Below are 21408 nucleotides of genomic sequence, written 5' to 3' on the forward strand. Positions count from 1 at the left end.
GAAGACATGAACATGAGAAACTGGACCGGCCGGGCCGTTCTGGCCGGGGCAACGGCGGTGGGCCTGCTGGCCACGCCGGTCGCCGCCCAACAGGAGGAGATCGTGATCGGGGGCTCTCTGCCGCTGACCGGGGTCTTTGCCTTTGCGGGCGTCGCGGTGGAAAAGGGGATGTCGGATTACGTCCAGATCATCAATGACGCCGGCGGCATCGAGGGGCGGCAGCTGCGGTTCGTCTACGAGGATACCGGCTATGAGGTGAACCAGTCGGTCGGCGTGTTCAACAAGCTGACCAGCCAGAACGAGATCGACCTCTATTACGGCGACAGCACCGGGTTCGCCAAGACCATCGCGCCCGAACTGGCCCGCCGGGGGGAAATGATCATGGGCGGCGCCTCCTTTGCGTCCGAGCTCAACAACGCGGAGGAATTCCCCTACACCTTCATCGCCGGGCCGGATTACATCCAGCAGGTCGGCATTCTGCTGGAATACATCGCCGAGGAATCTCCGGGGGCCTCCATCGCGCTGGTGAATTCCGATACCGAATTCGGCCGTGACCCGATCGAGGCGACGAAAGCGCGCGCCGCCGAATTGGGTCTGGAGATCGCCGAAGAGATCATCACCCCGCCTGGTGCCGCCGACGTCTCGACCGAGGTTCTGCGACTGCGCCGCGCGCGGCCCGATTACATCATCTTCCACGGCTACGTCCTGTCGCCGATCCCCGAATTCATGAGCCAGGTGCGCGAACTGGGCCTGGATGCGAAGTTCATGGGCACGTTCTGGTCCATGGACGGGTCGCTGTGGCAAAGCGTGGGCGAGGCCGCCGACGGTTTCATGGGGGTGATGCCCTACCGCTATTATTACGATGACGAGGCCGCGCCGATGCTGGAGCGCATCCGCGAGATGCGCCCGGAATACCAGGCGACAGGCTACATGCAGGGCTTTTTCACTGCGATGCTGATGGCGGAGGCGGCGGAACGCGTGCTGAAGAACGGCGAGGAGATCACCGGCGACACGCTGAAGGCGGCGCTGTCCACGATCACCGATTTCGACACCGGCGGCATCTTCGGTGTGCCCGTTTCGGTCAAGGAGAACGCCGTGCCGTTCGGACGGGTCTATGTCTACAACGCCGAGAGCGGACAGATGGAAGCGACCTCCGACTGGATCGAGCTGGACGAGTAATCCCCATGGAAGCGGATGCGATCCTGGAGATCGAGAATATCGAACTGGTCTACAACCGCTCTGTCCAGGTGCTCAGGGGGTTGTCCCTGACGGTGCCGCGCGGACAGGTGGTGGCCCTGCTGGGGTCGAACGGCGCTGGCAAATCCTCGACGTTGAAGGCCGTGTCCGGCCTTCTGACGCTGGAGGATGGCGAGGTGACGGCCGGGCGCATCCGCTTTGACGGGACCGACACAAAGGGGGAGTCCCCGCACGCGCTGGTGCGGCGGGGGCTGTTCCACGTCATGGAAGGCCGCCGTGTCTTCGAAGACCTGACGGTCGAGGAAAACCTGACCGCAGCCACCTTTGCCCTGACCGGGCGCGCGGGCGCCGCGCCGGCGAATTTCGACATGGTCTACGACTATTTCCCGCGCCTGCGTGAACGGCGCCGGTCACTGGCGGGTTACCTGTCGGGTGGCGAACAGCAGATGCTGGCCATCGGACGCGCGCTGGTCGCCGATCCCAAGCTGATCCTGCTGGACGAGCCGTCTCTGGGTCTGTCTCCGCAGCTGGTGGAGGAAATTTTCACCATCATCGGCAAGATCAGCCGCCAGACCGGCGTGTCCATGCTGCTGGTGGAACAGAACGCCGCCGTGGCCTTTGCCGTGTCGCAATACGGCTACGTGATGGAGAATGGCAAGATCCAGCTGGACGGCCCAACCGCGCGGTTGATGTCCGACCAGGACGTGCGCGAATTCTACCTGGGCACCGGCGGGGGGGCGGAACGCAGTTTCCGCAATATCAAACATTACAAACGTCGCAAACGTTGGCTGTCCTGATGACCAGATTACCCGAATTTCCCGATCTGACCCTGCCGCAAATGCTGCGTCACCATGCCCGCCACGATCCCGATCGCAAGGCGATCCGGCAGAAGGATTTCGGCATCTGGCAGGTGACCACCTGGCAGGGCTACCACGACCGGGCCTGTGCCGTGGCGCACGGGCTGCGCACCCTGGGCGTGCCGGCGGCCGGGCATGTCGCGATCCTCAGCGAGAACCGGATCGAGTGGGTGTTGGGCCAGATGGGCGCCGGGCTGGCCGGGGCGATCACGGTGGGGGTCTACCCGACCTCTCCGGCCTCCGAAGTGGCCTATGTGTTGGGTCATTCCGATGCGGAACTGGTGATCTGCGAGGATCAGGAGCAGGTGGACAAGGTTCTGGAAACCCGCGACCAGCTGCCCGCCCTGCGCCGCATCGTGGTGATCGAGACGAAGGGGATGCGCAGCTACGCGGGGGAGCTGCCGGATGGCTTTGTCCTGTCCTTTGCCGATCTGGAGGCACGCGGGCATGCGGACCGGCAGACCAATCCCGACCAGGTGACCGATGTCCTGTCCCGCCAGACACTGAGCGATATCGCGCTGATGATCTATACCTCGGGCTCCACCGGCAAACCCAAGGGTGCGATGCTGAGCTATGGCAACCTGCGCGCCCAGGCGGTGGCGGCGACGGAACGCCTGGGGTTTGGCCCGCAGGACAGCCACCTCTCCTACCTGCCGCTGTGCCATGTCGCCGAACAGATGACGACGGTGATGGTGCCGACCTATCACGGCAGCCTGGTCAATTTCGGGGAATCCCTGCGCACCGTTCAGGAGGATCTGCGGGAGGTCGCGCCCAGCGTCTTCCTGGGCGTGCCCCGGATCTGGGAAAAACTGCACGCCGCCATCCATATCGGCATGATCGAGGCCGGCGGCTGGCGGCGGCGCCTCTATGACCGGGCGCTGGCCGATTGCGGCCCGCTGGCCAATGTTGCGCCCGCCGCCCGTCCGCTGGGCGCGCGGCTGCGATATTACATGTGGTACCTGCTGGTCTTTCGCGCGCTTCAGAATTTCATCGGGCTGCGCCGGGCGCGGATGGCAATGACCGGCGCCGCGCCGATTCCGCCCGATATCGTGCAGTACTTCCGCACCATCGGCGTCCCGCTGGTAGAGGTCTACGGCGCCACCGAAACCTCGGGCGTGGTGATCGGCCAGCGACTGGAGCATCGCGTTCCCGGCTCTGTCGGGGAGCCTGCGGCCAATGCGGAGGTCCGGCTGGCAGAGAGCGGGGAGCTGCTGCTGCGCGGCGGGTTGGTCTTTGCCGGCTATTACAAGAACCCGGAGGCCACGCAGGAGGCCCTGCGCGACGGATGGCTGCACACCGGCGATGTCTTCGCCGTGGAGGAGGGCCAATACCGCGTCATCGACCGGCTGAAGGACATCATGATCACGGCGGGTGGCAAGAATCTCAGCCCGTCGGAGATCGAGAACACGGTGAAGGCGAGCCCCTACATCAAGGAATGCATCGTCATCGGGGAGGCGCGCAAATTCGTCTCGGCCCTGATTCAGATCGACTACGAGACCACGGCCAAATGGGCCGAGGACGAAGGCATCGCCTACACCACCTTCCGCAGCCTGGCGGAACATCCCCGCATCCGTGCGCTGGTCGAGGCCGAGATCGCCACCGGCAACGCCCGGCTGGCCAAGGTCTCCAACATCCGCAAGTTCCACCTGCTCACCAAGGAGCTGGACCACGACGACGGCGAAGTCACCGCCACCATGAAGGTTCGCCGCGCCAGTATCGCCCAGAAGTACAAACCCGAGATAGAGGCGCTGTACGGCTGAGGAGCGGACCCGTGCCTCAGAACCTGCTGATCTGGCCGATGATATTGGCCTGGAAATCGGTGATATGATCGCTCAGCGCCTGTTCAGCGCGGTCGGGATCGCCGGTGGCGATGGCATCGACGATGGCTTCGTGCTGTTCGCAGACGCGATCGTTGCGGTGCGGCACGCGCAGGGACAGGGTCCAGAACCGCAGCGATCGGTCATGCAGGTTGCCCAGAAGTTCCATCAGGATGGTGTTCCGCGCGGCCTCGGCGATCAGGCGGTGAAAGGCACCGTCAAGGGTGATCAGCTCGGCCACGTCACGGGTGGCGGAGGCCTTGTGCATCCGCCGGATATTGTCGCGCAGGTGTCGGATCTGTCCCTTGCTTGCGTTGCGCGCCGCCCAACGGGCGGCCTGAACTTCGTTCAGCAGGCGGATCTCGATGATCTCCACCAGGTGATTCAGTGACACGGGGCTGACTACCACGCCTTTGCGCGGCATGACCTGCACCAATCCGTCCAGCATCAACCGATCCACCGCCTGTGTCACCGGGGTGCGCCCGATGCCCAGGGCGGCGGCCAGCTCCGCCACGGTCACCGCCTCTCCGGGGCGCAGTTCGCAATTCAGGATGCGCCGTTTCAACGTGTCGTAAGCCTGGTCCCGCAGGGAAAGGCGTGGACCGGCCGGGGCGGGCGCATCCGTGAGTTTCTTCATCCGGGCAAACCAGTCCTGTCACTGTCGGGAAAACGGAAGCGGGCGGGCAGGGCCGCTACTTGAACACCTTTTCCGGGTCCAGCCGCAGGTCGATCAGCAGCGGGCCGCGCCGGGCCCCGATCGCGGCGCAGGCCGCGTCGAGGCTGCTGGCGTCGGTGACGGCCACCGCCTCCAGCCCGTTGGCCCGCGCCACGGCTGCGAAATCGGGCGGTGCGATCATCGACAGGTCAGGCGCGATCCGGCGGTTCGTAAATTGCACATGCTCCGCACCGTAGCTGCCGTCGTTGCACAGGATGATGACCATGTCGGCACCCTCGCGCCGCAGCGCCGAGAGTTCTCCCATCGCTGACAGAAGAAAGCCGCCATCCCCCGCAACCAGTACCGTGGGCCGGTCATCCACCGCCGTGGCGGCACCGATGGCCTGCCCCATGCCGCAGCCAATGCCGCCGAAATGCGCGGTAAAGACCAGGTCGCGCGGATCGGTGACCGGCAGGTTGCGCCAGGCGGAAAAGACGAACCGACCCAGGTCGGCGACCAGCACGCGGCGGCGCGGCAAAGCCTGGTGCAAACGGCGCAGGGCGGGCACGATATCCACGGTGCCCGGCGCTGTCGGCTGGGCCGGGGGCAGGACGCGTTGTGCCGTGGCCTCTGCCGCCAGCCGTTCCGCCAGGGCGGTATCGGCGGCGGCGCTGCCCGGGATCTCGGCCAGATCCAGCAGGGCGGTCATGGCCTGGGCGGTGCCCGCGATATCACCGATCAGTCGGATCGACGGCGGGTCCATGCGCGGGGTTTCCAGCGCGTCGGGCAAAACCTGCACCACGCGCTTGCCCTTTGTATAGGTGCCGTTTTCCGTGGTGTATTTGCTCAGGCTGGCCCCGAAGGCGAGGATGCAGTCGGACTGCATGATGACTTCGGTCGCGGTTGGATGGCTGAGATTGCCGCTGATGCCGATGTTGTGGGGGTGGCCCTCGAACAGGGCCTGTGCCTTCAGCGTGGTGGCCAACGGCGCCTCGATCCGGTCGGCCAGGGCAATCAGCGCCTCACGCGCGTCCGGATCGATGCAGGCCCGCCCGGCCAGGATCAGCGGACGCTTGGCGGAGGCCAGCATGCCCACGGCTTCCTCCAGCAGGGGGCCGGAGGCCGGTGCCAACGTGACCTCCGGCAGGCCAAAGGCGATGGTCTGGGGCTCTGTCTCCGCCCATTGCTGGTCGACGCGCATGTTCAGCACCACGGGGCGGCGATTGTGGCCGGCCAGGCGAAACGCGCGCTCCAGATCGGTCAGCGCGGTATCCGGTCCGCGCAGGTCGATGAATTCCGCCCCGGTCGCGCGCACGACCTCGCGCTGGTCGATGTTCTGGATGTGTTGCAGATCCCCCGGCGCGGTGTCACCGCAGAGGACCACCAGCGGGATACCGCCTTTCGCGGCCTCTGCCAGTGCGGTGGCGGCGTTGGTCAGGGCGGGGCCGTGCGTGATGGTCGCCACGCCGGTCCGACCGGTCACCTGGGCATGACCGATGGCGGCCAGCACGGCGTTGGCCTCGTGATTGCAGGCGATGTAGCGGCCGGTGCCGGTGGCAACATAGCTGTTCACCATGAACAGGTTGGCGTCCCCGATCAGCCCGTACAGATGGCTGACCCCCAATTGCGCCAGCCCGTCGGCGATGACCTCGTGCAGGTTCATTCTGACCTCCCCGGTGCCGGGCTTAGCCGCGCACCTCCAGTGTCTTGATTGCGTAGTGGCAGGTGATCTTGCGGTTTAGGACCGGGTCTTCCAGCTCGCAGGTGAAATCCGAGGATCCGCGAATTCCGCCGATGGCCGGCAAGGTGCCGCAGAACATGGCGGTGCCCGGCGCGATGGCATCATGTTCGTATTCCGCGATCAGCGATTGCGGCGCCAGCATCCCGGCGATTGTCCCCTCCTGGTAGAGCACCCGCGCGCCGTCGATGGTGGCAAAGCTGCGGATGATGATCTGGTCCCAATGGTCGCGCAGATCGTCGAAGCGCCAGAAGGTGCCGCCGACGGGCTTGTCGCACATCTGCTTGGACAGGGTGACGCCGACCGTCTCCGCTTCGCGATCGGTATGGTCGGAGCCAATGCCGACCAGAAGCCCCTCGGGCGTGCCCAGAAGGACGAATTCCGCCTCCCCGCTGGAGCCGTCGCCGATCACTTCCATCGTGTCGGATTGCGTCAGGCGGGAGGCCGACAGCAGGTAGAACATCGGCGTGGCGGCCGGGCGCTTGATACCGAGCGCCTCCAGCTCGGCGATATGGTGCTCCATCGCCTCCTTCTGGCGGCCGGTCCAGCCGGCGACGACCAGTTTGTCGATCGGGATGTCGGTTTCAGTCGTGCCGTCCAAGCTGTCGATTCGCACCGAAAGTTGGGTCATGTCAGCTGTCCTTTCTTGGGCCGGGCCCATGGGTCGTGGTCAGCACCGCAGGGCGGGCGCACCGCATAGAGGCATTCCCCATTATCTTTATGCGGGTTGTGAAATTTCACAAGGGTATTGCCCGATTTTCTCGCCATAAACCTGCCTGAATGGTGCGGGTGGCCTAAATTTGCTCATATCCAACTGATTTATAAGGCATGATATGGGTTTGAAGATCTCTGCCCTGCCAATTGCCTTCGGATTCATCAGATCATTCATGCGAGTAGCCCTCTCGCCCACAAGGTTGTTGACGTAGAGAAGCCGCGATGTGTAACACTTGTGAAATATTAGAATGATGCGAGATTTCCGATGCGCCAGATCGATTGCCCAGACCCGGACATGACGGCGGAGCGCGCCCGTCGGGATCGACGCGCCGGCCGGACACAAGGGGGGTGCACCAATGCCGTATGAGAAGTTGACCACCGTGGAGGTCGAACGCGACGGCCCTGTCGCATGGGTGTTCCTGAACCGTCCGGACAAGAAGAACGCGATGAACCCGACGCTGCATCGGGAGATGTGCGATGTCCTGGATGCGCTGGAGGCCGATACCGGCGTCGGATGCGTGGTGCTTGCCGGACGTGGTGGCGCGTTCAGCGCGGGACAGGACCTGAAGGAATTCTTTCGCGATCTGTCCGGTGATCCGATCGCGCAGAAACAGGCGCAGCGGGCGGCCAACGAATGGCGCTGGCACCGGCTTGAGGTCTTTGACAAGCCGACCATCGCGATGGTCGAAGGTGTCTGCATTGGCGGCGCGTTTACCCAGATGATCGCCTGCGACTTTGCCATCGCGGCTGAAGACGCGACCTTCTGCCTGTCGGAAATCAACTGGGGCCAGATTCCCGGCGGCCTGGTCACCCGGGTCTTGACGGAGGCCCTGGGCTATCGCGACGCGCTGGATCTGTGTCTGACCGGACGCAAGTTCGACGGGGTCGAGGCCGCGCGCCTGCGCCTGGTCAACGAGGCGGTGCCGCTGGCCGATCTTCGTAACCGCACGCGCGCGCTGGCCGAATTGCTGATGGCCAAGGATCCCGAAGCCTACCGGGCCACGAAACACGCGCTGCGGTATGTTCGCAACATCCCCGTCCGCGAGGCGGAGGATTACCTGGCCGCCAAGATCGGAGAGCTGCGGATGCGCGCCGGAACCGGCGCGCAGGACAGCGCGATCCGAAAATTCGTCGACGAGAAAAGCTACCGCCCGGCGGAGGCCTCCTACACCTCTGTCGAAGACACTGACACCAAAGAGCAGGACCAAACCTCATGACACTGGACCTTTCCGACGATCTGCGCATGTTGAAGGATCAGGTTCGCCGCTTCGTCGACCGGGAGATCATTCCGGTGGAAAGCGAAGCTACCGACGGCTTCGACATGAAACCGGAATACCGCGCCCGTTTCGAGGCGCAGACCCGCGAGCTGGGCTATTGGTTCGTGGAGCTGAGCGAGGAACAGGGCGGGCTGGGCCTTGGGCTGATGGCGCGGGTGCTGCTGTGGGAGGAGATGGGCCGCACCATCGCCTGTGCCCCGCGCAAGCAGAGCATCTTTGGACCCGAGGTGTCGCCCATCCTGTTCAACCTGACGCCGGAGCAGAAGGAAAAGTACCTGATCCCGGTGATGAAGGGGGAGAAGACCACCTGTTTCGCCCTGTCCGAACCCGATGCGGGGGGCGATCCGGGCAATATCCGCACCTCCGCCGTGCGTGACGGGGACGACTACGTCATCAATGGCTACAAGATCTTCATCACCGGGGCGCAATCGGCTGATTTTGCGCAGGTGATGGCGGTGACAGATCCGGTGAAGGGGCGCAAAGGCGGGATTTCCTCCTTCCTGGTGGACATGGACACGCCCGGTCTGACCATCGCCCGCGAACAGCACACGATGATGGGCGATCGGCCCTGCGAGTTGTCGTTCGACAATGTGCGTGTGCCCGCCGCAAATCTGATCGGAGCGGAGGGCAAGGGGTTTGCCCTGGCGCAGGATTGGATCAATCAGGGGCGCATCCGCCACGGCGCCCGCGCCATCGGCGTGATCGAACGCAGCCTTGAACTGGCCGTCGCGCAGGCGCACCGGCGCAAGACATTCGGCAAACCGCTGTCGGAGCGCCAAGCGGTGCAATGGAAGCTGGTTGATTCCTACCTTGATCTCAAGGCGTTGCGCCTGATGGTCTATGAGACCGCACAGCGTTACGACCGGGGGGAGGACGTCCGCCACGACGCCTATATCGTCAAGATGCAGGGCGACCGCATGGCGTTCGAGGCAATGGACCGGTGCATGCAATTGCACGGCGGTTCCGGCCTGACCACCGACCTGCCGATCGAGAAGTTCTGGCGCGACCAGCGCAGCATGATGATCACCGAAGGACCCGAGGAGATCCTGCGCGGCTCTCTCGCCCAGAAGATCCTGAAGGACTACGCGCAGTAACACCCACAGAACATGCAAGCCAACAGGGGATAGAAAATGAATGTACTGAAAACACTTGCAACCGGCACGGCGATGCTGCTCGCCGGCCTCAGCCCGGCGGTGGCGCAGACAAGCTACGAGGGCGAACAGGTCACGCTGTTGATCAATTACGGCGCCGGCGGCTCAACCGATGTGGAGGGGCGGCTGATCGCCAACCACCTGGGCAAGCACATTCCCGGCAACCCGGACATCATCGTGCAGAACATGCCCGGTGGTGGTGGCAATATCGGGTCGAACTACCTGGGCACCTCCGCCAAGGCGGACGGGATGACGGTTGGTTTCTTCACCTGGAACCCGATTGACCAGATCATCGACGCGCCCGGCCTGATGATCAAATACAACGACTTCGATTTCGTCGCCGGGATCTCCCAGCCGACGATCTTCTATATGCGCAAGGACGTGGCGCCCGGTGTCGAAGCCCCCGAAGACCTGCTGAAGACCGAAGGCTTCAAGGCCGGTACGCTGTCGCCGACGATCCACCAGACAGTGCGGACACGCCTGGCGCTGGACCTGCTGGAGGTGCCGTATACACTGGTCAGTGGCTACAAGGGCCTGAAGGACATCGCCACCGCCGTCCTTCAGGACGAGGTGCAATTGTCAAACGGATCGCTGACCAGCTATTCCTCGGCCATCATCCCGCTGCTGATCGAACCGGAAGTCGCCACGCCGCTGTTCCACTTCGACGTGGAAAAGGACGGTGAGTTCAGCGCGGATCCGCTGCTCGACCAATACGACACTGTCACCTTCCTGGATCTCTACCGGGCCAAGCACGGAGCCGATGCGGTGCCCGCCGGGGAGAATTGGGAGGCGCTGCGCCTGATCAACAACATCATGGAGGCGATGTACCGCTCGGTCTTCATGCCGCCGAATTCGCCCGATGGCGCGGTCGAGACGATGCGCGCCGCGTTTCAGGCCCTGTCCGAAGATCCCGATTTCATCGCCGATTACGCCAAGACCGTGGGGATCGAACCGCGCATGACCGTGGGCGCCACCGGCCAGCAGATCATCAACGAACTGGGCGATCTGTCGCCGGAATTCGTTGACGGCTTTACCGCCTACGTGAACCAGTAAGACCATCGGGCGCGGCGTCCCGGTGCCGCGCCCCACGCTTTCTCGACGCCAACAGGAGACGATCAAGATGCTGGAACAGGCGATGGCGGGCGCGGCCCAGCTGCTGGTATGGCCTGCAATCGGGTTCCTGTTTCTCGGGATCATGATCGGGATCGTCTTCGGGGTGATCCCCGGCTTGTCCGGACTGAACGGCATGGCGATCCTGCTGCCGTTCACCTTTACCATGGAAACCGTGCCGGCCCTGTGTTTCCTGCTGGGCATGTATGCCGTCACATCGACAGCGGACACGATATCATCGGTCCTGTTGGGGATACCCGGCACGGCTGCCTCACAGGCCACGGTGCTGGACGGCCACCCGATGGCCAAGCGTGGCGAGGCGGAGCGCGCCTTTGGCGCCGCCTTCACCGTGTCGGCCATCGGCGGCGTGATCGGCGCCATCGCGGTGGTCCTGTCGATCCCGATCCTGCAACCGATCATCATGGCGTTTTCCTCGCCGGAATTCTTCATGCTGGGTGTCGTCGGGCTGACCATGGTCGGATCGCTCAGCGGCGGGTCGATAACCAAGGGGATCGCAGCCGCGGCCCTGGGTACGTTGATCGCCTGCGTCGGCTACGGCGAACAGGTGGCGATCCCGCGCTATTGGTTCGACGTGCTGTACCTGATCGACGGCCTGCCCCTGATGCCCGTGGTGCTGGGCCTATTTGCCATCCCCGAACTGCTGGACCTGATGAAGGGCGGCGGCGGTATTTCCAACGTTGCGGCGGCGCCGGGCAAGGGCAGTGGTCTGATGCAGGGTATGCGTGACGCGTTCCGTGAATGGTGGCTGACCCTGCGCTGTTCGCTGCTGGGTGTCTATATTGGCATGTTGCCCGGCCTGGGTGCCGGGATCGCGGATTGGATCGCCTACGGCCATGCGGTGCAGACCACGCGCAAGGATCCGAAATTCGGCACGGGCGACGTGCGCGGCGTCATCGCGCCGGAGGCGGCGAACAACGCGGTCAAGGGCGGCGGGCTGGTGCCCACCATCGCCTTCGGCATTCCGGGCAGCCCGCCGATGGCGTTGTTGCTGGGCGGCTTCCTGATTCAGGGCGTCGCGCCGGGCCCGGCGATGCTGACCACCAACCTGTCGCTGACCTTCAGCCTGATCTGGACGCTGGTCATTGCCAATGTGGTGGCGGCGGGGCTGCTGTTCTTCCTGTCGAAATACATCTCCCGGCTGATCTTCATCCCCACGCTGCTGCTGGTGCCCGCCGTTACCGTCTTTACCCTGATGGGCTCGTGGATGAGCACCTTTCAGCTGGGCGACTGGATCGCGCTGTTCGGGGCAGGGGCGCTTGGCATCGCGATGAAGCGCGCCGCCTGGCCGCGCCCGCCGCTGATCCTGGGTTTCATCATTGCGCCGATCCTGGAAAACGCGCTGCACATTTCCCGCCAATCCTATGGCTATGCCTGGCTGGGGCGTCCCATCGTGCTGATCCTGCTGGCTGTCGCGGTCCTCACGATCCTGCTGTCGGTACGCAAGACGATGCGCCAGACCGCCCGCGACCGGGCCGCGCCGCTGGCCGAAGCCCGGCAGATGACCATCGCGGAGCAGGCCGGCTCTGCACGGTTCGGCGTTGTCTTCGCGGCGTTCATGGTGGTGGTCTTTGGCTTTGCGCTCTGGGGCGCGCGGGACTGGCCCTCGACGCTGGCGGCCTTCCCGGTTGCGATGGCCGCGCCGGGATTGCTGTGCGTGGTGCTGGCAGGGATCGCGGATTGGAAGCGCCGCGACCTGGACGACGGACGGTCCGATCCGTTTCCTGTGCGGGTGATGGGAGAGTTCGTGGTCTGGATGGCGGGGATCGTGCTGGTGACGATGGCCGTGGGCCAGATGATCGCGCTGCCACTCTTTACCCTGGCGTTCCTGCTGATCAAGGCGCGGGCGAAGCCGGTGATCGCGCTGGCCTATACCGCCGGGGTGACGCTGCTGTTGTGGGGCATCTTCGACCAGGTGATCCATGTGACCTGGTACCGGTCCTGGCTGCTGTAGGAGAAGACAATGCAGGATGTCGAATTGCAGACCGGGGGCGGGCATAGCTGGCTGGAGGCCGGCGATGGTCCGCCGCTGGTACTGATCCATGGGATCGGCGGAACGACGGCCAACTGGCGCCCGGTGCTGGCGCCGCTCGCGCGCGGGCGCCGCGTGCTGGCCTGGAGCTTTCCGGGATATGACGGTGCCGCGCCGCTGCCATCTGCCAGCCCGGCGGCGGCGGATTACGCGCTGCGGCTGCTGGATTTCCTGGATCAGCGCGACGTCGGACCGGCGCATATGGTGGGTCATTCGCTGGGGGCCGTGGTGGTCGCGGCGCTGACGCAGTTGGCGCCGGACCGGGCGTCCCGCCTCAGCCTTGTCTGCCCGGTGATCGGAGCGGGCCAGCTGCCCCCGCCCGTGCGGGAGGAAATCCGCACCGCCCGCCTGACGGAAATTCGAGACGGCGGGATGGCCGCCTTTGCGGAGGCCCGGACCGGCGCCATTGTCGGGCCCGACGCCACACCCGGGGATCTGTCCCGGATCATCGCCACGATGGCCGGGATCTCCGCCAGCGCCTATCTTCAGGCCTGGGAGATGCTGTGCGCCACATACCTGCCCGCGTTGCTGTCCCCCGGCACGATCCCCGTGCAGGTGATGGGATGCGATGCCGATCCCGTGGCCCCGCCCGATGCCGTCACGGCGCTGGCGTCCCACCTTTCGGTCGAACCGGTGCGTCTGCCCGGCATCGGCCATTTTCCCACTTTCGAGGCGCGGGATGCGCTGATCGCCCTGGTCACCGGCCAGGAATGATCGCCCGCCGCCCGGCCGACCACTCAAGGAGACCCCCGCAATGACCGTTCCGCTCAAGGGATATCGTGTCGTCGAATTGTCCACGATGATCACCGCGCCGCTGGCCGGCATGATGTTGGCCGACATGGGCGCCGACGTGATCAAGATCGAACGCCCGGATGGGGGCGACCCGTTCCGCAGCTTTCGCGGCGGGGCTTACAGCCCGCATTTCTGCTCCTACAACCGGAACAAGCGCAGCGTGGCGCTGAATCTGCAATCCGACGCGGGCAAGGACACGCTGCGCCAGCTGATCGCGCGGGCGGATGTCCTGTTGGACAATTTCCGCCCCGGCGTGTTGGATCGGCTGGGCTTTTCCGACGCGCAGCTGATGGAATTGAACCCGCGGCTTGTGCGCTGTTCGATCAGTGGCTTCGGCACCGATGGTCCCTATGCCCAGCGGCCCGCCTATGACGCCGTGGCGCAGGCGATCAGCGGCATGTCCAGCCTGTTTGTCGAGCCCGAGGCCCCCGCCCTGACCGGGCCCACGATTTCCGACAACGTCACGGGGATCTACGCCGCCTACGGCATCCTTTCCGCCCTGCTGGAGCGGGAGCGCGGCGGCCCGGCACGGCGGGTCGACATCAACATGCTGGAGGCAACGATGGCCTTCATGCCCGATCCGTTCGGCTATTTCACGCAGATGGACCTGCATTCGGATCCCTATTTGCGGGTGCGGACCTCGCAATCCTACGTGTTCCGCTGTGCCGACGGGCGGTTGGTGAATGTGCACATGTCGTCGCAGGAAAAGTTCTGGAAAGGCCTGCTGAGCGCGATCGAACGGCCGGAGCTCGCCCAGGATCCGCGCTTTGCCGAACGCGCCGGGCGGATCGAGAACTACTTTGACCTCAGCCGGGAGGTCGCCCGCAGTTTCGCCGCCCAACCGCTGGCCTATTGGCAGGCGCGGCTGGTGGAGACCGACGTGCCCTTCGCCACGGTGAACACGGTGGAAGAGGTGTTCGACGACCCGCAGGTACAGCACCTGAAATCCTTCATGGACCTTGAACATCCCTCCGAAGGGGTGGTCCGGGCAGTGCGCAACCCGGTCTGGATCGACGGAACGCGGGACGCACAGCCGCAGGTCGCGCCGCCATTGCTGGGGGAACATACCCAGGACGTGCTGGCGGAACTGAACCAGGATGCGGCGGGGTAGGGCAGGAGGGTCATCCTGCCAGAAACCTGCAAAGTATTGGAAGTTAACAGAATTACGCCCGTGCCGTGGATGTGGTGCGGGCGTTTCGCATGGACGGGATGCCCGAAAACCAGGCAGGCGCGCGCCGCCGATCAGGGAAATTCACCGGTCACCAGAAATTTCTGTGAAATATCATTGACGGGTTAATTAAGTTACTTCATCATCTTTGAAAGAGCCAAGGAGCGATGATGACCGACACCCCGACCAACACGCGCCTGACCGTCAGCCGCGATGACCTGTTGCAGGACGGAAACGATGTCGCGTTCCGCCAGATGCTGCATAACCTGTTGGCGTTCTCGGCCCGGTTGCAACAGATCCGCGGCCAGTTTGCGGGCTACATCGGGCTGAGCGGTCCGCAATACACGCTCCTGATCACTGTCCGGCAATTGCAGGGAGAAGACGGTATCGGCGCCAATGCCGTGGCGACACACCTCTCCCATTCGCCCGCCTTCGTCACGGCGGAGACCAACAAGCTGGTGAAGCTTGACGTGCTGAACAAGCGGCCGAACCCGACCGACGGGCGCCGTGTCCTGCTGTCGGTGACGGAGCGGGGGGAGGAGCTGTTGCGCCTTCTGTCGCCGCAGCAGCAGGAAATCAACGACCAGCTGTTCGAACCGGTGAACGCCACCAACTTCCGAATCTTGCAGGATCTGGCCCGCGACCTGAACAACAGCGCGGAAAAGGCGCTGCTGCTGTCGGATTACCTGCTGCAACAGGGAGGGGACGGCAAATGAGCCTGTCCGTCGAAGATCAGAAGGCCCTGCGCGGCACCCTGGGGCAGTTTCCCACCGGGGTCTGCCTGATCACCTGCATCTCCGGCGGGGAGAAGCTGGGGATGACGATGACCTCGTTCAACTCGCTTTCCCTGACGCCGCCGCTGATCCTGTTTTCCATCGACAAACGTGCCCGTGGCCTGCCGCAATGGCAGAAGGCAGAAGGCTATGCCGTGCATATCCTGGCTGCGACGCAGCAGGATCTGTCCAACCGTTTTGCCCGGCCCGGCGACAAATGGGCCGGTGTCGCGCATGACACCGGGCTGCACGATGCCCCCCTGATCCCCGGCGTGACCGCCGTGATGGAATGCGGGGCCTATCGGGTGGAGGACACAGGCGACCACCTGTTGTTCATCGCCCAGATCGAACGCCATTCCAGCAACCCTGACCGCGACCCGCTGGTCTTTGCGCGCGGGCGCTACGCCGCGCTCGGGACCGGGGAGCGTGCCGATACAGGATGGCCACTGGCCATTCACTATTGATCGAACACAAGACCTTACAGGAGACACCGATGCTCAAGACCGGACAGCAATATCTGGAGAGCCTGCGCGACGGACGCCAGATTTTCATCGACGGTGCCGAGGTGGAGGATGTCACCACGCATCCCGCATTCACCAATGTCGTGCATTCCATGGCCAAGATCTACGATTTCCAGTCGGCCGAGGAAAACCGCGCGCTGATGACCTACGAGATTCCCGGGTCGGGTGGGGAACGGGCCAACCGGATCTGGCAACTGCCCAGGACCCATGCCGAACTGGTCGAGCGCCGCAAGGCGCTGGAAGCCTGGACCGAATTGCACGGCGGTTTCCTGGGCCGCGCACCGGATCATGTCGCCTCCTGCATCGCGGGGATGTACATGGGGATCGAGGCGTTCGAAACCCACGACCCGGACCGCGCCACCGCCCTGTCAAACTACTACAAATACGCCCGCGACAACGAACTTTATCTGACCTACGTCATCATCAATCCGCAGGCCGACAGGTCCAAGACGGCGGATGAACAGGCCGACCCGTTCCTGACCGCAGGCGTGGTCAGTCAGGATGACGAGGGGCTGACGATCCGGGGGGCCAAGATGCTGGCCACCGGCGGGATCATGGCCAACGAGGTCTTCGTGACCTGCATTCAGCCTCTGAAACCGGGAGAGGAACCCTACGCGATCTCCTTCGCCATTCCGATGAATGCCAAGGGACTGAAGATCCTGTCGCGCAAGAGCTATGAGGCCAGCGCCACCAGCGTCTTCGACAACCCTCTGGCCAGCCGGTTCGATGAAAACGACGCAGTTCTGTATTTCGATGACGTGAAGGTCCCGTGGGACCGCGTGTTCATCAATCAGGACACCGAGATGTGCAACAAGCAGTTCCATGCCACCCCCGCGCATGTCTACCAGAACTACCAGGCGCAGGTCCGGTTGATGGTCAAGATGCGGTTCCTGATGGGGATCGCACGCAAGACCGCCGAGACAAACGGCGTCATCGGGTTCCCGCAAGTGCGCGAAACGCTGGGCCAACTGGCCGCGCAATGCGCCATGGTGGATTCGCTGGTGCACGCCATGGAGATCAAGGGCGAGATGCGCGGCGACTATTTCATCCCCGACCGCCACACGCTGTATGCCGCGCAGGTGCTGACCCAGCAGCTGTATGCCACGGTGATGACCACATTGCGCGATCTTGCCGGGGGCGGGATGATCATGCTGCCGTCCTCTGTCGCGGATTTCGCCAATCCCGAGGTCGCCAAGCTGATCGGCAAGACCCAGCAATCGCCCACCACCACCTCCGAAGGGCGGGTGAAGTTCTTCAAGCTGGCCTGGGATGCCGTCGGATCGGAATTCGCGTCGCGCCACACGCAATACGAGATGTTCTATGCCGGTGCGACCTTCGTGACCAAGGGCCATTCCTTCCGCACCTTCGACTGGGACCGCTGTACCGGCCTGGTTGACCGGATGCTCGACACCTATTCGCTGGAAAGCGAACTCGCCCAGATCCAGACCGCAGCGGAGTAAGCAGATGCCGATCAACAAGGAACACAAGGAATTTCATACCATCGACATGGGGACCGACGGCTGGGCCACCCCGCCCGGCTACCCCTCGGGGATCAAGCAGAAGATCATCGCCGGGTCGCTGGACGAGGATGGCAAGACCGGCCACCGCACCCGCTTGCTGCGGTTCGAACCCGGTGTCTTCACCACCGCGCCCTTTGTCCATGACTACTGGGAAGAGGTCTACCTGATCGACGGCGATTTGACCGTCGGCAATGACGCGAACGGCGAAGGCGGGCAAAGCTATCCGATCAACACCTATGCCTGCCGTCCGCCCGGCGCCTACCACGGGCCGTTCAAGTCCGAAGGTGGCTGTGTGCTGCTTGAAATCCACTATTTCGACGAGACCGCCTGATGGAACCTGTTCCTGTCCTTCGGCGCCGGATGGCCAGTGGCGCGGCAACCAGCCTGGACCTGACGTCCGCCTGTCTCGACCGTATCCTGGATGCCGACGGACAGGGATCGACGGTCTTCACCATGATCGATCCGGAGCGCAGCATCGCGCAGGCGGAGCGAGCCGATGCCGCCCGCGCAAAAGGAGCGGGCGGCGGGCCGCTGGCGGGGATCCCGGTATCGGTCAAGGCGTTGTTCGACATCCAGGGCCGCGTGACTCATGCCGGGTCGCGTGTCCTGGCGGATGCCGAACCGGCCCGCACCGATGCCACGGTGGTCAACCGGCTGCGCATGGCGAACGCGGTGATCACCGGCCACACCAACATGACCGAATTCGCCTATTCCGGCCTGGGGCTGAACCCCCATTACGGCACCCCGGCCAACCCGGTCGATCCCACGCGCATCCCCGGCGGTTCGTCCTCCGGCGCGGCCGTCTCTGTCGCCTCGGGGATGAGCGCGGTGGGCCTGGGCACGGATACCGGCGGTTCATGCCGGATCCCGGCGGCGTTCTGCAATCTGGTAGGCTACAAGCCCACGGCGCGGCGGGTGCCGATGGCAGGCACCTACCCCCTGTCCGCCTCGCTGGATTCCATCGGCGGGATCGGGCGCAGTGTCGCCTGTTGCGCGGCGTTGGACCAGGTGATCGCGGATGACAACGCGCCCCGTCCCGACGCGCCGGACTTGTCCGATCTGCACCTGGCCGTGCTGGATAATTACGTGCTGGAGGATCTCAGCCCTCTGGTCGCCGCAACTTTCGCGGCGGAAATAGCCGCGCTGGAACGCGCGGGCGTGCGGATCAGCCGCGTGACCTTGCCGTTTCTGGACGAATTGCCCGCGCTGAACGCCCGTGGCGGCGTGATCGCGGCCGAAGCGCTGGCCCTGCACCGTGACCTGCTGGACCGCGCCGAGGACCGATATGACCCCCGTGTCAGCGTGCGGATCCGCAAGGGCGAGACGCAGGAGCCCGGCGAATACCAGGCGCTTCTGGCGGCGCGGGCCCGGATGATCGCCCAGGCCAATGCCGCCACCGTTGATTTCGATGCGCTGATCATGCCGACCGTCGCGATGGAGCCGCCCACCCTGGCGGAGATGGCGGAAGAGCGCGCCTATGGCCGGGCCAATCTGCTGGCGTTGCGCAACACCACCGTGGCCAATTTCCTGGACCGTTGCGCGATCAGCCTGCCGATGCGCAGCGACGGCCTGCCCACCGGTTTGATGCTGATGGGCGAAACCCTTGACGATCACCGCATGTTCGCCATGGCGCGCAGCGTTGAACGCGTGTTGGAGGGCTGAGCGGATGCGCGGGCGGTTCGGGCGATCTTCAGCGACGCATGACGCGATCGACGATGTTGCTTTGAAAGGCGGCGATATGTTCGCGCACCGCCTCCTCCGAGGCGTCGGCATCGCGATTGGCCAGCGCCTCGACGATCTTGCTGTGCTGGTCGACGACGCGGTCGTTATGTTCGGGCACCTGCAACGACAATGTCCAGAACCGCAGCGACCGGTCGTGCAGGTTCTCCAGCAATTCCGCCAGGATATCGTTGCCCGCCGCCTCGCTGATCAGCTTGTGAAAGGCGCTGTCCAGGGAAATCAGCTGCTCCACCTCGCGGGCGGCGGCGGCTTTCTGCATCGCCTTGACGTTGTTGCGCAGCGCCTTGACCTGTTTGTCCGTAATGCGTTGCGACGCCCAGCGGGCGGCGCGACATTCGTTCAACAGCCGGACCTCGATGATCTCGATCAGCACTTCAAGGGAGACGGGGCTGACCACCACGCCCTTGCGGGGCATCACCTCGACCAGCCCGTCCAGCATCAGCCGGTCCACCGCCTGGATCACCGGGGTACGGCCCAGCCCCATGTCCTGCGCCAAGGCAGCGACCGTCACCGCCTCGCCGGGTTTGAGGTCGCAGCTCAGGATGCGTTTTTTCAGCGCTTCATAGGCCTGCCCCCGCAGGGACTCCCGTTTGCCGGGCTGCGCGGGGGGTTTTGACATGTTGCTCATCTACTCAGAAAACACCGGAGTTCGTGAAGTATCAGGCGCATCTTCTGCGCAGTGCAGACAGCATAGAACAACGGCGCCCAGACGCAATGCCCGGCCCCACCCGCACGCGGGAGGGCGCGGCCCTGTCCGGGCCGCGCGATCCGCACGCAGCCGCCCCTGCAAAAGCAGGCATTTGTAGCAACGACCGACACCACCCGCCGCACACCGGCCCGGCCACTTGACAAGCCCGAAATCTGAAGATCAGTCTAAAATATCACAAGAGTTTCAGATAACCCGAAACCCGTCCAAATCTCACAACAGGGGATCCAAATGAACCATATTTTCCGCACCAGAACAGCTGCTTCCGCCCTCGCCCTTCTGGCGGCAGTAACCAGCGCACAGGCCCAGGACAAACCCGAAAGTCTGGACCTCGGCGTCTTCACCTTCCTGTCCGGCCCGGCCGCCGCCTATGGCATGCCCGGCCGCCAGGGCGCCGAGATCATGATCGAGAAGATCAACGCCGACGGCGGCATCAGCGGTGTTCCGGTCACCGCGACCTATGTCGATGAGGCCCAGGGTGCGGAGGGCGTGATCTCCGAATACCGCCGCATGGCCGACGGAGAAGCCGATTTCATGATCGCGGCCCTGTCCTCCGGCAATTGCCTGGCGCTGGCCCCGATTGCCGATCAGCTTAAGATGCCGACCATCGGCTGGAACTGCGACTCGCACCAGCTGTTCAAGGAACCGCATGACTATTACTACCGCCCGAACGGCAACACGATTGCCGAGTTCATGGCCTATACGCTCTATTTCCTGGAACAGAACCCCGACATCAGCCGGGTCGCCATCATCAACCCCGATTATTCCTTTGGCCATGACGCCGCCGAGATCGTGAAAGCCACGCTGGCCGCGATGAAGCCCGATGTGGAAATCGTTGCAGAGCTGTTCCCCAAACTGGGATCGGCCACCTACCAGACCGAGATTTCGCGCCTCGCCGCCACCCGGCCCGATGTGATCTTCTCCAACCTCTGGGGCGGAGACCTGGAAAACTTCGTCCGTCAGGCCGCTCCGCGCGGTATCTTCCGGCAAAGCCAGGCAGTCCTGGCTCTGGGTGAAACGGTGCTGCAACGTTCGGACCTGCCCGAAGGCGTCGTGGTCGGCGTGCTGGGCGATGGCTGGTGGCGGTCCCCGGATGCGCAAAGCATCGGTGCCGCCAGCGATTTCGCCGCTGCCTATGCCGCCAAGTTCGACGAAGACCCGGTGTTCCCGGCCATCAAGATGGCCAACAGCCTGCTGGTCATGAAGGCCGGCTACGAGAAGGCCATCGCCGACAATGACGGCGCCTGGCCGACCGAGGAACAGCTGATTGCCGCGCTGGAGGGGATGACCGCGCAGACCCTCACCGGGGAAATGACCTTTCGCGAGGACAACGACGGCGTTGTCGACCAGGTGGTCGGCATGACCACGATCGTGGAGGGCATCGACTACCCGGTGCTGGGCAACATGGTGCGCTATGACGGCGCCACGCTGCTGCCGCCCGCCGGCACCGATCCGATCGAATGGATCGGCACGCTGACGCCGGCCTTCCTTTCGGATCTGCCGAAACCGGGCAGCTACGAGTAACCGCGCCTGCCGTCCGGCACCGCCGCCTCCTTTCTCTCCCGGTGGCGGCGGTGCCCATCCTGTGACCGGCGCGTTCCCGCGCGCCCTGTATGACCGGA

The 21408-nt window shown here is 64.4% G+C and carries 19 protein-coding genes; 15 read left to right on the forward strand and 4 right to left on the reverse strand.

The annotated features are described in order from the left end of the window. The first annotated feature begins 6 nt into the window (after positions 1-6). From G5A46_RS17700 to G5A46_RS17710, 3 genes are read left to right on the forward strand one after another with little or no spacing between them, the layout of a single operon-like run. The gene (locus G5A46_RS17700) at positions 7-1179 is read left to right on the forward strand and encodes an ABC transporter substrate-binding protein (protein WP_204318797.1); all 1173 of its coding nucleotides are present in this window, start codon (positions 7-9) and stop codon (positions 1177-1179) included. 5 nt (positions 1180-1184) lie between these two features. Beyond that, positions 1185-1994, forward strand: coding sequence for an ABC transporter ATP-binding protein (locus G5A46_RS17705; protein ID WP_163851739.1), 810 nt, complete (start codon positions 1185-1187; stop codon positions 1992-1994). Then, complete coding sequence (locus tag G5A46_RS17710) at positions 1994-3814, forward strand: AMP-dependent synthetase/ligase (RefSeq protein ID WP_163851741.1); 1821 nt, start codon at positions 1994-1996, stop codon at positions 3812-3814. Before G5A46_RS17705 ends, G5A46_RS17710 begins: the two co-directional genes overlap by 1 nt. A gap of 16 nt (positions 3815-3830) precedes the next feature. Here the strand turns inward: G5A46_RS17710 and G5A46_RS17715 are convergent, their stop codons facing one another. The 3 genes from G5A46_RS17715 to G5A46_RS17725 are packed head-to-tail and all read right to left on the reverse strand — an operon-like array spanning position 3831 to position 6895. Next, positions 3831-4508 carry a GntR family transcriptional regulator gene (locus G5A46_RS17715; protein WP_163851742.1) on the reverse strand — a complete coding sequence of 226 codons (678 nt, stop codon included), beginning with the start codon at positions 4506-4508 and terminating at the stop codon, positions 3831-3833. A 55-nt stretch (positions 4509-4563) separates the two neighbouring features. Beyond that, entirely contained in the window at positions 4564-6189 is a 1626-nt protein-coding gene (locus G5A46_RS17720; protein WP_163851744.1) for a thiamine pyrophosphate-binding protein, read from the reverse strand. A 22-nt stretch (positions 6190-6211) separates the two neighbouring features. Continuing rightward, the gene (locus G5A46_RS17725; protein ID WP_163851746.1) at positions 6212-6895 is read right to left on the reverse strand and encodes a DUF2848 domain-containing protein; all 684 of its coding nucleotides are present in this window, start codon (positions 6893-6895) and stop codon (positions 6212-6214) included. 439 nt (positions 6896-7334) lie between these two features. Here G5A46_RS17725 and G5A46_RS17730 point away from each other — a divergent pair, with 439 nt between their 5' ends. The 11 genes from G5A46_RS17730 (at position 7335) to G5A46_RS17780 (ending at position 19002) form a co-directional block, all read left to right on the forward strand. Next, entirely contained in the window at positions 7335-8195 is an 861-nt protein-coding gene (locus G5A46_RS17730) for a p-hydroxycinnamoyl CoA hydratase/lyase (protein WP_163851748.1), read from the forward strand. Continuing rightward, positions 8192-9349, forward strand: coding sequence for an acyl-CoA dehydrogenase family protein (locus G5A46_RS17735; RefSeq protein WP_163851750.1), 1158 nt, complete (start codon positions 8192-8194; stop codon positions 9347-9349). The genes G5A46_RS17730 and G5A46_RS17735 overlap by 4 nt, the downstream gene beginning before the upstream one ends. A gap of 36 nt (positions 9350-9385) precedes the next feature. Then, complete coding sequence (locus G5A46_RS17740; protein WP_163851751.1) at positions 9386-10459, forward strand: Bug family tripartite tricarboxylate transporter substrate binding protein; 1074 nt, start codon at positions 9386-9388, stop codon at positions 10457-10459. A gap of 67 nt (positions 10460-10526) precedes the next feature. Next, a complete protein-coding gene (locus G5A46_RS17745; protein WP_163851753.1) occupies positions 10527-12488 on the forward strand; it encodes a tripartite tricarboxylate transporter permease in 1962 nt (653 codons plus the stop codon). Positions 12489-12497: 9 nt separating this feature from the next. Beyond that, a complete protein-coding gene (locus G5A46_RS17750; RefSeq protein ID WP_163851755.1) occupies positions 12498-13280 on the forward strand; it encodes an alpha/beta fold hydrolase in 783 nt (260 codons plus the stop codon). 40 nt (positions 13281-13320) lie between these two features. Beyond that, entirely contained in the window at positions 13321-14469 is a 1149-nt protein-coding gene (locus G5A46_RS17755; RefSeq protein WP_163851757.1) for a CaiB/BaiF CoA transferase family protein, read from the forward strand. Positions 14470-14696: 227 nt separating this feature from the next. Then, positions 14697-15242: a MarR family winged helix-turn-helix transcriptional regulator gene (locus tag G5A46_RS17760; RefSeq protein ID WP_163851759.1), complete on the forward strand. Its 546-nt coding sequence runs from the start codon at positions 14697-14699 to the stop codon at positions 15240-15242. Beyond that, on the forward strand, positions 15239-15763 hold the full coding sequence (locus G5A46_RS17765) for a flavin reductase family protein (RefSeq protein WP_163851761.1): 525 nt from the start codon (positions 15239-15241) through the stop codon (positions 15761-15763). The genes G5A46_RS17760 and G5A46_RS17765 overlap by 4 nt, the downstream gene beginning before the upstream one ends. Positions 15764-15792: 29 nt before the next feature. After that, positions 15793-17280: a 4-hydroxyphenylacetate 3-hydroxylase family protein gene (locus G5A46_RS17770; protein ID WP_163851763.1), complete on the forward strand. Its 1488-nt coding sequence runs from the start codon at positions 15793-15795 to the stop codon at positions 17278-17280. 4 nt (positions 17281-17284) lie between these two features. Then, positions 17285-17671 (forward strand): cupin domain-containing protein, encoded by a 387-nt coding sequence (locus tag G5A46_RS17775; protein ID WP_163851765.1) that lies wholly within the window; start codon positions 17285-17287, stop codon positions 17669-17671. Then, complete coding sequence (locus G5A46_RS17780) at positions 17671-19002, forward strand: amidase (protein ID WP_163851768.1); 1332 nt, start codon at positions 17671-17673, stop codon at positions 19000-19002. The genes G5A46_RS17775 and G5A46_RS17780 overlap by 1 nt, the downstream gene beginning before the upstream one ends. 28 nt (positions 19003-19030) lie before the next feature. On the opposite strand, the gene G5A46_RS17785 is transcribed toward G5A46_RS17780, so the two are convergent. Further along, positions 19031-19699, reverse strand: coding sequence for a GntR family transcriptional regulator (locus G5A46_RS17785; RefSeq protein WP_163851769.1), 669 nt, complete (start codon positions 19697-19699; stop codon positions 19031-19033). A 318-nt stretch (positions 19700-20017) separates the two neighbouring features. On the opposite strand from G5A46_RS17785, the gene G5A46_RS17790 reads away from it, so the two are divergent. Continuing rightward, a complete protein-coding gene (locus G5A46_RS17790; protein ID WP_163851771.1) occupies positions 20018-21310 on the forward strand; it encodes an ABC transporter substrate-binding protein in 1293 nt (430 codons plus the stop codon). Positions 21311-21408: the final 98 nt, after the last annotated feature.

This window comes from Pseudooceanicola aestuarii (genome assembly GCF_010614805.1).
In the GTDB taxonomy this organism is placed as follows: domain Bacteria; phylum Pseudomonadota; class Alphaproteobacteria; order Rhodobacterales; family Rhodobacteraceae; genus Pseudooceanicola; species Pseudooceanicola aestuarii.